The sequence below is a fragment of the Cyanobium sp. ATX 6F1 genome (genome assembly GCF_024346315.1).
GTDB lineage: Bacteria > Cyanobacteriota > Cyanobacteriia > PCC-6307 > Cyanobiaceae > ATX-6F1.
Window position 1 is genome coordinate 202,331 of sequence record NZ_JAGQCS010000001.1, and the last position, 12,999, is coordinate 215,329.

Here is a 12,999-nt window from a genome sequence, read left to right on the forward strand (position 1 = left end):
ACTTATTCCCAGATGGCTGTCAAGCAGGCGACCGCCCCAGGGCGCTCAGCAGCCAGCGCTCCAGGCGCTCCGCGAAGGCGGCCCTCGAGCAGGTGCGCTCCACCCAGGCCCGGCAGGACTGGCGATCGAGTCCCTCGGCGTCGGCCACCGCCGCCGCCAGGGCGGGCACGTCGTCGGGGGGGACCAGCAGCCCATTGATCCCGGGCTGCACCAGCTCCCCAGGGCCGCCGCGGCGGTAGGCCACCACGGGCACGCCGCAGGCCATCGCCTCCACCACCACATTGCCGAAGGCCTCGTTCCACTTCGGGGTGTTGAGCAGCGCCGCGCAGCGGCCCAGCTCGGCCTGGAGCTCGGAGGTGGGCAGGAACCCTCGCCAGTCGACGGTGCCGGCGGGCACCGCGGCCTCCACGGCGGCGGCGTAGGCGGGATCCTCCACGAGCCCCCACACCGCCAGACGCCGCCCCAGCAGGGCTGCCGCCCTGGCCGCGTCCTCGAGCCCCTTCTCCGGGGCGATCCGCCCCACCCAGCCCAGCAGGGGCTCGGGCGCGGCGCAGAAACCGTAGGCCTCCAGATCGAAGCCGTTGCCCACCAGCACCGGCGCTTCGCTGAGCTCGAAATCGTCGGCCTGGGCCCGGGTGTGAAACGCCAGCCGGCGTTGATCCCAGCGGGCCACATCGGCGATCACCGCATCCATCACCTCCGCCACCGAGCCCATGCTCACCAGGTGCAGCAGGGGGGTGTGCAGCTGGGGCGTCAGCCAGAACGGCAGCCAGTCGTAGGCCAGGTTGATCAGGGCATCGAAGCCGGCTTGCGACCCCACGGCCCGCTGCCACAGCCGCGGCAGCAGGGCCTGCGCGGGCATCACGACGGGGGAGTCCCGGCGCTGGTGCTGCCAGCTGGGCTGGTCCACTCCGGGGCAGCTCCAGAGGCGAGCGCGCTCGCAGCCTGCGGGCAGCCGCGACCCATCGGCCGCCAGCACGGTGAGGTGGTGGCCGCGCTCCAGCAGGCCCGCCACCAGGCTGGCCAGGGTGAGCTCCACCCCGCCGCCCCTGCCGCTGCCGAGGGCCCCGACCGGGGTGCTGACCACCAGCAGCCGCAGCGCCTCAGCCCCCATCGCCTGGGCCCTCCCAGAGTTGCTGGCGCCGGTTGATCAACAGCACGGAGATCAGGGCCACCACCGCCCCGAGCCACTGCAGGGGCCTGAGCTCCTCCGCCAGCAGTAGCTGGCCGCACACCAGGGCGAACAGGGGGGTGAGGAAGGTGAGGGAGCTGAAGCCGGTGAGGTCCCCGCGGCTGGCGAATGTGAAGAACAGGCCATAGGCCAGGGCGCTGCCGAAGACGCTGGCGTAGGCCATCAGGCCCCAGTCCTGGGCGCTCCACTGGGGCCAGAAGGGGGGGGCGCCGCTCCAGATCAGCGGGGCCAGAGCCGAAGCGAGCAGCAGGGGCACACCCCCCAGCAGCATGTGCCAACCGGTGATCGCCACAGGATCGCTGGAACGGCAGGCGTAGCGGCTGATCACGGTGCCGAAGGCCATGGCCAGGGCCGCCCCCAGCATCCACAGTTCGCCGTGGCTCCAGGCCCGGGCCCCGAGGCTGGAGGGGGCTTCCAGCCACCAGTGCTGCAACAGCGGCGCCGGGAGTCCCAGGCAGACGATGCCCAGCACCCCCAGCAGCAGGCCGAGCCAGCCCACGGGATTGATCGCCTCAGCGAACAGGCTGCGGGCCAGCAGCGCCACCACCAGGGGTTGGGAATCGATCAACACCGACCCCAGGCCGGCACCGGTCTGGCCCAGGCCCACGGCCAGCAGCGCCTGGAACAAGGTGGCGTCGACGGCGGCAAACAGCAGCAGCCAGCCCAGGTCCCGGCGCTCGACGCGCAGGGAGCGGCCCAACAGGGCAGCGGCCAGCAGCACCAGCAGGCCGGCGGGCACCAGGCGCATCCAGGCCAGGGTGAGCGGACCGGCGCCCACCAGCAGAGGTTTCATTGCCGCCATCGCCGTGCCCCAGAGCGCGAAGGGCAGCAGCATCAGGAGCCAGCGCGGCAAAAAGGGCATCGGGCAGGCTGCAGAACCCCTTTTTAAGATCCAGCGACTCTGCACCGCGTTTCATGTCCTGGCCCTGGCGCCGCAAGTCCCGCCGCAAGCTGGCCCGGATTGCCATCGAAGGAGCGATCGCCGGCGCCACCCGGGAGCGGGTGCTCAAGGCCCTGCGGCAGGTGGAGGAACGCGAATTCCCCGCCCTGCTGCTCCGGATCGACAGCCCCGGGGGCACCGTCGGCGACAGCCAGGAGATCCATGCCGCCCTGATGCGCCTGCGCTCCAAGGGCTGCAAGGTGGTGGCCAGCTTCGGCAACATCTCCGCCTCCGGCGGCGTCTATGTGGGGGTGGCGGCGGATCGGATCGTCGCCAACCCGGGCACGATCACCGGCTCGATCGGCGTGATCCTGCGGGGCAACAACCTCTCGAAGCTGCTGGAGCGCGTCGGCATCAGCTTCGAGACGGTAAAGAGCGGCCTCTACAAGGACATCCTTTCCCCCGATCGGGCCCTCACCGAGGGGGAGCGGGAGCTGCTGCAGGCCCTGATCGATTCGAGCTACGGCCAGTTCGTCACGGCCGTGGCCGAGGGCCGCAGCCTCAGCGAGGAGGTGGTGCGGGGCTTCGCCGACGGGCGCGTGTTCAGCGGTGCCCAGGCCAGGGAGCTGGGCCTGGTGGACGAGCTGGGTGATGAGGATGCGGCCCGGCGGCTGGCGGCCCGGCTGGCCGATCTCGATGAGGAGAAAACCCGGCCGGTGAGCTTCGGCCATCCGCGCAAGGGCCTGGGGAGCCTGATCCCGGGCCGGGCCCTCTGGGGTGAGCTGCGGGCGGCCCTCAGCCTGGAGCTGGCCTGGGGCGGCCAACCCCTCTGGCTCTACCGCCCATGAGCGAGACCCTGGCCCTGCGGGCCCTGCGGGGGGCCACCACCGCCAGCGCCAACAGCGCCGAAGCGATCGCCGAGGCGGTGGCGGAACTGATCAGCGACCTGATCGAGCGCAACCAACTGCAGGCAGAGCGCGTGCTCTCGGTCACCTTCAGCTGCACGACGGATCTGGATGCCTGCTTTCCCGCGGCGGTGGCCCGGCAGCGGGCCGGCTGGGACGCCGTCGCCCTGCTGGACTGCCAGCAGATGGCCGTGGCCGGCGACCTGCCCCGCTGCATCCGGCTGCTGGCCCACGCCTGGATGGAGCGCGACCAGCCGGTGGTCCACCCCTACCTGCGAGGGGCAGCCCTGCTGCGACCAGACCGATCTGGTCACAACTGACAGCTCGCCTGCCGCCCACCTGGGGAGCTGCGGGTCCCCCATGCTGACCAGAATCCAGTCGTTGGCGCGCCGCCTCGGCGCCCGCCTCTCCTCACCACCATGACCTCTCCGTTTGCCGTCCTGCGGCGCCCCCTGGCCATCGCCGCCGCCGCCGCCGGTGCCACCGTGTTGGGGGGTCTGACGGTGGCCGGTGGCACGGCCCTGCTGGAGGGCGCCGCGCCCGCCCCGGCCCGGGCCCAGGGCACCCCCAGCCTGCTGGAGTTCCGCTGGGACAACAACCGGGATTACCGCAAGCTCTACTACTTCGTCACCGACACCACGCGGCTGAAGCGTTCGGAGTATTACCTGATCCTCAAACCGAAGGACCGCAAGACCGCCATCCTCAAACTGAGCATCACCATCCCCGAAAGCTTTGATGTGAAGATCGATCCCAAGGACGTCAAACTCTGCGTCATGAAGGAAGGTGGCATGCTCTCCCGCACCCGTTGCTTGCAGGAGATTCCTGCCGTGGTGGAGATCCCCAAGGGTGGCCGGGCGATCGAGATCTTCCCCAACACGCCTGTCCCGGATGACAAGACCATCGGGGTCTACATCAACCTGTTCAACCCCTTCAACATCGGCATGTACCAGTTCAATGCCCTCGCCCAGGCTCCCGGTGACGTGCCGATGTCCGGCTACCTGGGCAGCTGGATTATCCAGATCGATCCCTCGAACTGACGGCGCCGACTGATAGGTTGATCGATCAAGACGAAATAGCAGCAGAGCCTGAGCCATGACCAAGCGGACCCTCGAAGGAACCAGCCGTAAGCGCAAGCGGGTCTCGGGCTTTCGCGTGCGCATGCGCAGCCACACCGGCCGTCGCGTGATCCGCACCCGCCGCCGCCGCGGCAGGGCCCGCCTGGCGGTCTGAACGGTCTGAACCGGTTTCACCCAACGGCCCCGCAGCCATGGTCCTGCCTAGGGAACATCGGCTGAGGGGCCGTTTCGTGTTCGATCACCTCTACCAGCAGGGGGTGCGCCACCACGGCCAATGGATGGTGCTACGCACCATGGCGGCCCGTGATGAGCTGCTCAGGAGCGAACTGCGCCGGCAGGCCCCCAGCCCCTGCCGCTGCGCGGTGGTGATCAGCACCAAGGTGAGCAAGCGCTCGGTGCAGCGCAACCGCCTGCGGCGTCTGTTCCACGACCACCTGCGGCTGTTCTGCCATGCCCAGGCGCCCGAGCAGCCGGCCCAGTGGATCCTGCTGAGCCTGAAGCCAGGGAGCGCCGAGGTGCCGGACGACGATCTGCTGGGAGAATGTTCCATGCTTCTGCAGAAAGCTGGACTGCGCCCATGACCCCCGACACCAGCACACCCCTGACCAGCTCCGAAACCCTGTTCTACGAAGGGGGGCCCGCCCGGGGTGACCTGATCTTCAACCTCCTATTCGGGCTCACCCTGATCGGCCTCCCGTTCACGGTGGGAGCGATCATCCGGGCCCTCTGGCTGCGCTTTCGGATCACCAGCCGCCGGGTGTCGGTCACGGGTGGCTGGATGGGCCGTGACCGCAGCCAGGTGGCCTACGGCCAGATCAAGGAGGTGCGCTCGATTCCGCGCGGTTTTGGCTTCTGGGGCGACATGGTGTTGGTGCTGAGCGACGGCGCCCGGCTGGAGATGCGCGCCATGCCCCGCTTCCGCGAGGCGGAGGCCTACATCAACGAGCAGATCGCGGCACGCACCCCAGCGGCCGCCAACGGTTTCGGCAACCCCCAGGCCGCCAGCGCCTGAGCCCGCCCGTCAACACCGGCCTGTGCTCATGCACACTGTCCCCATCGAACCTGTCCTCTGAGACCCCGACGCCGTGATCGGCTACATCTCCGACAATCTGCTGCTCCCGATCCTCGATTTCTTCTATGGATTGGTGCCCAGCTACGGGCTGGCGATCATTGCCCTGACCGTGGTGATCCGGCTGGCCCTGTTCCCCCTGAGTGCCGGCTCGATCCGCAGTGCCCGGCGCATGCGCATCGCCCAGCCGGTGATGCAGAAGCGCCAGGCGGAAATCAAGAGTCGCTACGCCTCCGACCCCCAGAAGCAGCAGGAGGAACTGGGCAAGCTGATGAAGGAGTTCGGCAGCCCCCTGGCGGGCTGTCTGCCTCTGCTGGTGCAGATGCCGATCCTGTTCGCTCTCTTCGCCACCCTGCGCGGCTCACCGTTTGCGGATGTGCCCTACACCCTCAACCTCAAGGTGGTGCCCGCCGAGGAGATCGCAGCGCTGGAGACCAAGCCCTTCGCCAGCGCCAGCCACTCGATCTTCATCACCGAGACCAGGCACGTGCCGGTGATCGCCAGCCTGCCGACCGGCACCAAGCTCGGGGTGGGTGAACGCCAGCAGGTGAAGATCGAAACCAAAGAAGGTGAAGCCTTCAGCTCCCTGCTGGCCGGGATCGACAACGGTGACGCCTTCAGGCCCAGTTGGAAGGTGAGCAAGGGCGAGGAGGTGGTGCGGGTCAGCGGCGACGGCACGATCGAGGCCCTGGCCCCCGGCGATGCCACCGTGGAGGCCAGCATTCCCGGCCTCGCGGCCCGAAGCGGTTTCCTGTTCATCAAGGCCCTCGGCCAGGTGGGCTTCTACACCGATGGAGCGATCAACTGGGACATCGCCATCCTGGTGGCGGGCTTCGGCCTGAGCCTGCTGGCCTCTCAGCTGCTCTCGGGCATGGGCATGCCGGCCAACCCCCAGCAGGCCACCGCCAACAAGATCACCCCGGTGATGATCACGGGGATGTTCCTGTTCTTCCCCCTGCCGGCCGGGGTGCTGCTCTACATGGTGGTGGCCAACATCTTCCAGGCCCTGCAGACCTTCCTGCTCACCCGTGAGGCCCTGCCGGACAATCTGCAGACGATTCTCGACCAGCAGATCGCCCAGCAGGCCGTGGCCGTCACGGCAGGGGGCAGCACTGAGGGCGGGCGTCTTCCCTTTGAGCCCAAGGGCAAGAAGTGAGCGGCGCGCTCCTGCCGGTGCCCCTGCAGGAGCTCAGGCTCCTGGCGGACGGCCGCCGCTGGACCGTGGACCAACCCCTGGACGATCTGGCCAGCCTCACCCCGGTGCGGGGGGAGCTGGAGGCCGTCCATCGCGGCACCGTGCTCGAGGTGCGTGGCCGGGCTGAAACAATCGTCACCCTTTGCTGCGACCGCTGCCTGCAGCATTACAACCATCCGCTCAGGAGCGACAGCAACGAGCTGATCTGGTTGAGCGAAGCCGAGGTGGAGTGCCCTGAGGTGCTGGAGCTCGATCCCGAGGCGCCCTGCGAAACCCTCGATCCCCGCGGCAGCTTCGATCCGGCCCGCTGGCTGTTTGAGCAGCTGCACCTGCAACTGCCCCTGCGCAACGACTGCGGCCTCGACTGCCCAGGCCCTGACCTGCCCAAGGAGCGCCCGGAGCCCACGGCCAGCGAGGCCGCGGAGCCCTGCGGCGACCCGCGCTGGGCGGCACTCCGACTCCTGCAGTTGCCCTGAGGCACCATGGGCCAGGCCTGGTCGGACCACCTGGATCTGCTGATCCGCGCCCGCACGCCGATCCTCTGGATCCGCAGCCCTGAGGAGGAGCGCATCGCCACCCTGCTGGGGGAGGGGGCCCGGCGGCTGGGCCAGCGCCTGCTGCTGCGCTGGGATTTCATCCACGGCCTGCGCGGCCTCCCCAACCGCGACGGCGAGGCCGCCCGCAACCCCCTGGCGGCCCTGGAGTGCCTCGAGGGCCTCGGCGGTGAGCAGGGGGCGATCCTGGTGCTGCACGACTTCCACCGCTACTGCGAGGACGGCGCCGTCTGCCGCAAGCTGCGCAACCTGTTCGTCAGCCTGCGCCAGCACCCGCTCACCGTGGTGATCACCGCTGCCGAGTGGCAGCTGCCCCGGGACCTGGAGGAGTGCGTCACGCTGCTGGATCTGCCCCTGCCGGAGGCCGATGCGATCCGTGCGCTGCTGCTCAGCATCGCCCAGGCCAGCGGCCAGCCCCTGGAGGCCGGCGAACTGGAGCAGCTGACCCACAGCTGCAGCGGCCTGAGCGAGCAGCGCATCCGCCAGGTGGCGGCCCGGGGCCTGGCCCGCCGCGGCCGCCTGAGCAGCGATGATCTGGCCGAGATCCTCGAGGAAAAACGCCAGGCCGTCGCCCGCAGCGAACTGCTCGAGTACTGCCCCAGCGACGCCAGCCCCGCCGACATTGGCGGCCACGACGCCCTCAAGCAATGGCTGGAGCGCCGCCACCAGGCCTTCAGCGACGAAGCCCAGCGCTACGGCCTGCCCCTGCCCCGGGGAGTGCTGCTGGTGGGCCCCCAGGGCACGGGCAAGTCGCTCACCGCCAAGGCGATCGCCCACGGCTGGGGGATGCCGCTTCTGAGGCTGGATGTGGGCCGGCTGTTCGCCGGGCTGGTGGGGGCCAGCGAAGCGCGCACCCGCGACATGATTCAACGGGCCGAGGCCATGGCCCCCTGCGTGCTCTGGATCGACGAGATCGACAAGGGCTTCGGGGGTGATGGCCGCAGCGATGGCGGCACCAGCCAGCGGGTGCTGGCCAGCCTGCTCACCTGGATGGCGGAGAAGGCCTCAGCGGTGTTCGTGGTGGCGACCGCCAACGGGGTAGAGAACCTGCCGGGGGAGCTGATGCGCAAGGGTCGCTTCGACGAGATCTTCCTGCTCGACCTGCCGGATGCCACCGAGCGACGGGCGATCCTCGATCTGCAGCTGCGCCGCCGCCGCCCCGCCCATGGCATCCCGCTGGAGGTGGTGGTGGACAGGAGCGAAGGCTTCTCCGGCGCGGAGCTGGAGCAGACGGTGGTGGAGGCGATGCATCTGGCCTTCAGCGAGGGCCGGGAGTTTGGCGAGGCCGACCTGATCGTGGCGGCGGCCCAGCTTGTGCCCCTGGCCCGCACCGCCAAGGAACAGCTGGCGGCGCTCAAGCAATGGGCCAGCGGCGGCCGGGCCCGGCCTGCCTCACTCCATTGCTGAAGACGACACCGGCCAGATTGCGCGGCGTAACGAAAACCAACGCTGGGTAACGAAGAGCGGGGGGAGGTCCTGGCGCAGCGGGCCACGGCCCTTAGCTTCAGCGCACCCGATCGGTGATCCCTTGGAGACACGTCCTTCCATCGCCATGCAGCTGACCGTGGCCTGCATTGGGGCCGGAGTGATCACCAGCTTTGCGGTGGCCCAAGGTCAGAACCCGCTCACCGCCCTGGGGATCACGCTGTTTTCAGCTGTGGCGGCAGTGATGGTGGGTCAGGTGCTCTGAGCCAAGGGGTCCGCCTGCCTGCCCTGATGGAGGCCTCGTTCTTGCGAGCGAGCAGATTTTCCCTGGCTCCTCCTGCCTGACGGGAGTAAAAGCTGCCCTCAGCTGAGCTCAACCCCGCTCTTACTCAAGACCGCTGAATCACCAACAGGGCTGCCACTTGCCTCGCCGCCTGCACCGTCTGGCCTTTCCCTGCGCCGGGTGGTGCCAACCTTGGCGGATGTCAGCAGGTCAGCCTTGAGCGCGGAGCAGCACAGGGCCCTGACCCCAGATCAGCTGCGGGCGCTGATGCCCGCCCTGGCGAACAAGACCTACTTCAACTACGGCGGCCAGGGCCCCTTGCCCACCCCCTCGCTTGAGGCGATCAACGAGGCCTTCGCCACCATTCAGGAGCTGGGGCCGTTCACCAGCGCGGTCTGGCCCTGGCTGGAGACGCTCACCTCCAGGCTGCGCCGCACCCTCTCGGCCGCCTGCGGCGTGCACCCCCACCGCCTGGCGCTCACGGAAAACGTCAGCAGTGGCTGCGTGCTGCCCCTCTGGGGCCTGCCCTGGGAGCCAGGCGATCAGATCCTGATCAGCGACTGCGAGCACCACGGGGTGGTGGCCGCCTGCGCTGAGCTGGCCCGGCGCCAGGGGCTCCAGCTGGGGAGCTTTGGCGTCAAGGCGCTGGTGGGGGCCGAGGGGGCCAGTGCTCCGGCAGCGGCCCTGGAGGCCCTGGAACGCTCCCTCACCCCCAACACTCGCCTGGTGGTGCTCTCCCACCTACTCTGGAACACGGGCGTCGAAATGCCGATGGCGGCGGTGGCCGAGCGCCTGGCCGCCCACCCCAGGCGCCCCTGGCTGCTGGTGGATGCGGCCCAGTCCTTCGGCAGCCTGGCGATCGGCCCGGCCGCCAATGCCGCCGACATCTACGCCTTCACCGGCCACAAGTGGGCCTGCGGACCCGAGGGGCTCGGGGGCGTCGCCCTCTCCGAACGCGTGCTGGAGCAGGCCCAGCCCACCCTGATCGGCTGGCGCAACCTGCGCCAGGAAACCGACGAGCACAGCGGCTGGCACCGCGATGGCCGCCGCTTCGAGGTGGCCACCTCCTGTGTGCCTCTGTTCGCCGGTCTGCTGCGCTCCCTGGAGCTGCTGGAGCAGGTGGGCCCGGTGGCGCAGCGCCTGGAACTGATCACCGAGCGCAGCGGCCGCCTCTGGCGGGGGTTAAACGATCTGCCGGGTGTGGAGCCCGTGCTGGCCATCCCTCCCACAGCAGGGCTGGTGAGTTTCCGCCTGCGGGGCGATGACCCCGCCGCTGTGGTCAAGACCCTGGGGGAGCGGGGGCTGTGGATCCGCAGCCTCGATCAGCCCGCCTGCCTGCGGGCCTGCACCCATGTCACCACCACCGAAGCGGAAGTGGATCAGCTGCTGGAGGCCCTCGCCAGTCTCTGAGCGGCCTGCAATGGATCAGCGCCGGCTGGGTCATGAAACAACCTGTGGCGATCGCGGCTGATTCTGGAGGCTTTGCTTAGATTTTTTCCAGGTGCTTCAGGACTTCCCTTGACACCCCGCTGGAGTGAATCGATGCCAACGTTTTTCAGGTCGTCGCGCCATCCACTCAGGTTGACCCTGGCCGCCGGGGTTCTGGCCCTGATCTGCGTGGCTCCGGTCGTTGCCGGCACAGACCTCGCTGCCGGCCCCGCTGGCGGCCCCGGTGCGGGCACGCAGGCCGCGGGCAGCGAGAAGCAGTCCCCCTATGCCGCCGCCACCGATGACGCCGGCAGCGATGCACCCGTTCCCCTGGCAGGTCCGATCGGTGGCACCAAAGCCCCAGGGAGCAAGAAGTCGTCGCCCTACGCCGCCGCCAAAGACTCGCCCCTGCTGGGCTCCCCTACCCTTGGGCGCCTCTGGGGCCTGCTGTTGCCCTTGGTGTTAGCTGCTGGCAGTTATGTCTTCCTGCGCTCGAAGGAAGGGAATGAGTTGGCCTGAGCAGCCAACATCTTCTTCCCCATACGGTGAGAAGAGCCCGCGGCCGTTTCAGTCGCCGCGGCCCTCCAGCAGGTTCCGATGCACCCAACCGGCCAGCAGGGCGCCCACGATCGGCGCCAGCCAGAACAGCCACAGCTGACCCACCGCATCACCGCCCACCCACAGGGCCACGCCGGTGCTGCGGGCGGGATTCACTGAGGTGTTGGTGATCGGGATGCTGATCAGGTGAATCAGCACGAGCGAAAGGCCGATCGGCACACCCGCCAGGTCTTTGATGGCGTCTTTGTGAGTGGTGCCGAGGATCACCAGCAGGAAGATGAACGTCAGCACCACCTCGATGATCAAGGCAGGCAGCAGCCCATAGCCCCCAGGCGAATGGGCCCCGAAGCCGTTGGTGGCCAGGGGGTTGCTGCCCGTGAGCTGGAAGCCGGCGCGGCCGCTGGCGATGGCGAACAGCAGCCCACCGGCGATCACTCCGCCGAGCACCTGGGCGACGATGTAGGTGAGCAGGTGGGAGCCCGGAAAACGACCGCTGGCCCAGAGACCGAAGCTCACGGCCGGGTTGATGTGGCAGCCCGAGACATGGCCGATCGTGTAGGCCATCGTCAGCAGGGTGAGTCCGAAGGCCAGTGACACGCCCAGGAAGCCGAGGCCCAGGGGGTTGTTGTCGGCCTGGGCGTAGGGGAACACCGCCGCCAGCACGGCACTGCCGCAGCCGCCGAACACAAGCCAGAAGGTGCCGATCAGTTCGGCCAGGAACTTTCTCGAGAGGGGGACAGCAGCAGCCATGGACGCAGAAAAAAGATCGCTTCAACGCTGCAAAGTTACGTGCAGACGCGCTGGCCTCCCTGTGGCACCGGCCAGGGTGTGGATCGGAAGACAGAGTTCAAGCCGGGGCGCTGGCGGCACGGCTGCGCAACGCCATCTCCGCCTGTTCGCGGTCGTCGAAGTGAATGCGGGTGGTGCCGAGAATCTGATAGTCCTCGTGGCCCTTGCCGGCGATCAACACCAGATCGTTGGCGTTGGCCTGGGCCACGGTGGTAGCAATCGCCGTCGCCCGGTCCCCCTCCACCAGCAGATCGGTGCCGGCCGGGATGCCCGCCACCACATCGTCGAGGATCCGCTGGGGGTCCTCGGTGCGCGGGTTGTCGGAGGTGACGACCACCCGATCCGCCAGGGCGGCGGCGATCGCGCCCATCTGGGGCCGCTTGCCGCGGTCGCGGTCGCCGCCGCAGCCGAACACACAGATCAAGCGCCCGGCGGCAAACGGCCGAGCGGCCTTGAGGGCGTTCTCCAGGCCATCGGGGGTGTGGGCGTAGTCCACCAGCACGGTGGGCGCCGCCGCCGTCGTGCCGGAACCAGTTGAGCCGGGTCCAGTGGCGTCGTGCCTGGTGCTCACCCGCTCCATGCGCCCAGGCACGCCGCCGAAGCGGCCGATGGCCGCCAACAGCGTCTCCAGGGGCAGACCCTGCTGCAGCAGCGCTCCCACCGCCTGGAGCAGGTTCATCAGGTTGAAACGCCCGAGCAGCGGTGAGTCGAAGCGCCCCTGACCGAGTGGAGTGATCAACAAGCCGCTCACACCACTGGAGCCGAAGGCAAGATCCTTCACCCGCAGCTCTGCCTCAGCGGACTCAGTGGCCAGCAGCGAACTGCGCCAGCAGAGCCCACCGAGCCGCTCGGCGAGCTGCCGCCCCCAGGGGTCGTCCACGTTGACCACCGCCCTGGCCCCTTCGCCGCCGGCCAGCAGGGGCGGGGCAAACAGCAGGGCCTTGGCCTCGAAGTAGGCCTCCATCGAGAGGTGGTAGTCGAGGTGGTCCTGGGTGAGGTTGCTGAACACAGCCCCGGCGAAGTCACAACCGGCCACCCGGCCCTGGTCAAGGGCGTGGGAGCTCACCTCCATCGCCCCGACCCGGGCGCCCGCCGCCACCGCCGCCGCCAGCTGGGCCTGGAGCTGATCAGCGAAGGCGGTGGTGTGGCTGGCCGTCTCGCCATGGCCCGGCCAGCGGTTCACCAGGGTGCCGAACAGGGCGCTGGGGCGGCCGCAGGCCGCCGCCAGATGCTCGATCAGGTGGGTGATGGTGGTCTTGCCATTGGTGCCGGTGACCCCGATCAGGGCCAGCTGGCGGCTGGGGTGATCCCAGAACGCCGCCGCCAGCCGCCCCGCCAGGGGGGCCAGGGGCGCCGGGGCCACCAGCACCGCATCGGCTGGGGAGGGCGGCGCCAGCGCCGCCGCCGCCGGGCTGATCACCGCCGCCACGGCCCCCGCCGCCAGGGCCGCCGGCCAGAAGCTGCCCCCATCGACGCTCTGGCCCGGAAGGCCCACGAACAGGGTGCCGGGGCCCACCCGGCGGGAGTCACAGCTCAGGGCCTCCACCTCCCCATTGACCAGCCCTTCGGGCACGTCCAGGCCGACCGACTGCAGCAGTGGATGAAGCAAGGGGCTCATGGGTGGTGGGGTCGCGGCATCCGGACC

16 protein-coding genes are annotated in these 12,999 nt (G+C 69.4%); 12 read left to right on the top strand and 4 right to left on the bottom strand.

Annotated elements, in window-relative coordinates; translation table 11 throughout:
- Positions 1-19: 19 nt before the first annotated feature.
- Both KBZ13_RS01085 and KBZ13_RS01090 read right to left on the bottom strand, forming a co-directional pair.
- Entirely contained in the window at positions 20-1,114 is a 1,095-nt protein-coding gene (locus tag KBZ13_RS01085) for a glycosyltransferase (RefSeq protein WP_255005180.1), read from the bottom strand.
- Positions 1,104-2,054 carry a DMT family transporter gene (locus KBZ13_RS01090; protein WP_255005182.1) on the bottom strand — a complete coding sequence of 317 codons (951 nt, stop codon included), beginning with the start codon at positions 2,052-2,054 and terminating at the stop codon, positions 1,104-1,106. Before KBZ13_RS01090 ends, KBZ13_RS01085 begins: the two co-directional genes overlap by 11 nt.
- A 53-nt stretch (positions 2,055-2,107) precedes the next feature.
- On the opposite strand from KBZ13_RS01090, the gene sppA reads away from it, so the two are divergent.
- From sppA to KBZ13_RS01150, 12 genes are all read left to right on the top strand, one after another.
- Positions 2,108-2,920: a signal peptide peptidase SppA gene (sppA, locus tag KBZ13_RS01095; protein ID WP_255005184.1), complete on the top strand. Its 813-nt coding sequence runs from the start codon at positions 2,108-2,110 to the stop codon at positions 2,918-2,920.
- Positions 2,917-3,297, top strand: a complete 381-nt coding sequence (gene aroH, locus KBZ13_RS01100; RefSeq protein WP_255005187.1) for a chorismate mutase — start codon at positions 2,917-2,919, stop codon at positions 3,295-3,297. Before sppA ends, aroH begins: the two co-directional genes overlap by 4 nt.
- Before the next feature lie 99 nt (positions 3,298-3,396).
- Entirely contained in the window at positions 3,397-4,014 is a 618-nt protein-coding gene (locus tag KBZ13_RS01105) for a DUF2808 domain-containing protein (protein WP_255005188.1), read from the top strand.
- Positions 4,015-4,069: 55 nt separating this feature from the next.
- Positions 4,070-4,207, top strand: a complete 138-nt coding sequence (rpmH, locus tag KBZ13_RS01110; RefSeq protein ID WP_006170261.1) for a 50S ribosomal protein L34 — start codon at positions 4,070-4,072, stop codon at positions 4,205-4,207.
- Positions 4,208-4,244: 37 nt separating this feature from the next.
- Positions 4,245-4,634 (top strand): ribonuclease P protein component, encoded by a 390-nt coding sequence (gene rnpA, locus KBZ13_RS01115; RefSeq protein WP_255005191.1) that lies wholly within the window; start codon positions 4,245-4,247, stop codon positions 4,632-4,634.
- Entirely contained in the window at positions 4,631-5,065 is a 435-nt protein-coding gene (locus KBZ13_RS01120) for a PH domain-containing protein (protein WP_255005192.1), read from the top strand. The genes rnpA and KBZ13_RS01120 overlap by 4 nt, the downstream gene beginning before the upstream one ends.
- A 73-nt stretch (positions 5,066-5,138) precedes the next feature.
- On the top strand, positions 5,139-6,278 hold the full coding sequence (gene yidC, locus KBZ13_RS01125; protein ID WP_255005193.1) for a membrane protein insertase YidC: 1,140 nt from the start codon (positions 5,139-5,141) through the stop codon (positions 6,276-6,278).
- Positions 6,275-6,793: a YceD family protein gene (locus KBZ13_RS01130; protein ID WP_255005195.1), complete on the top strand. Its 519-nt coding sequence runs from the start codon at positions 6,275-6,277 to the stop codon at positions 6,791-6,793. Before yidC ends, KBZ13_RS01130 begins: the two co-directional genes overlap by 4 nt.
- Positions 6,794-6,799: 6 nt before the next feature.
- Positions 6,800-8,278, top strand: a complete 1,479-nt coding sequence (locus tag KBZ13_RS01135) for an AAA family ATPase (RefSeq protein WP_255005197.1) — start codon at positions 6,800-6,802, stop codon at positions 8,276-8,278.
- Positions 8,279-8,399: 121 nt separating this feature from the next.
- Positions 8,400-8,561: a hypothetical protein gene (locus KBZ13_RS01140; protein ID WP_254938519.1), complete on the top strand. Its 162-nt coding sequence runs from the start codon at positions 8,400-8,402 to the stop codon at positions 8,559-8,561.
- A 285-nt stretch (positions 8,562-8,846) separates the two neighbouring features.
- Positions 8,847-9,989, top strand: coding sequence for an aminotransferase class V-fold PLP-dependent enzyme (locus KBZ13_RS01145; RefSeq protein WP_255005860.1), 1,143 nt, complete (start codon positions 8,847-8,849; stop codon positions 9,987-9,989).
- Positions 9,990-10,121: 132 nt separating this feature from the next.
- Positions 10,122-10,526, top strand: a complete 405-nt coding sequence (locus tag KBZ13_RS01150; RefSeq protein ID WP_255005198.1) for a hypothetical protein — start codon at positions 10,122-10,124, stop codon at positions 10,524-10,526.
- A gap of 48 nt (positions 10,527-10,574) precedes the next feature.
- Here the strand turns inward: KBZ13_RS01150 and aqpZ are convergent, their stop codons facing one another.
- Positions 10,575-11,315, bottom strand: a complete 741-nt coding sequence (gene aqpZ / locus KBZ13_RS01155; protein ID WP_255005200.1) for an aquaporin Z — start codon at positions 11,313-11,315, stop codon at positions 10,575-10,577.
- Positions 11,316-11,412: 97 nt separating this feature from the next.
- The gene (locus KBZ13_RS01160) at positions 11,413-12,972 is read right to left on the bottom strand and encodes a UDP-N-acetylmuramoyl-L-alanyl-D-glutamate--2,6-diaminopimelate ligase (protein ID WP_255005203.1); all 1,560 of its coding nucleotides are present in this window, start codon (positions 12,970-12,972) and stop codon (positions 11,413-11,415) included.
- Positions 12,973-12,999: the final 27 nt, after the last annotated feature.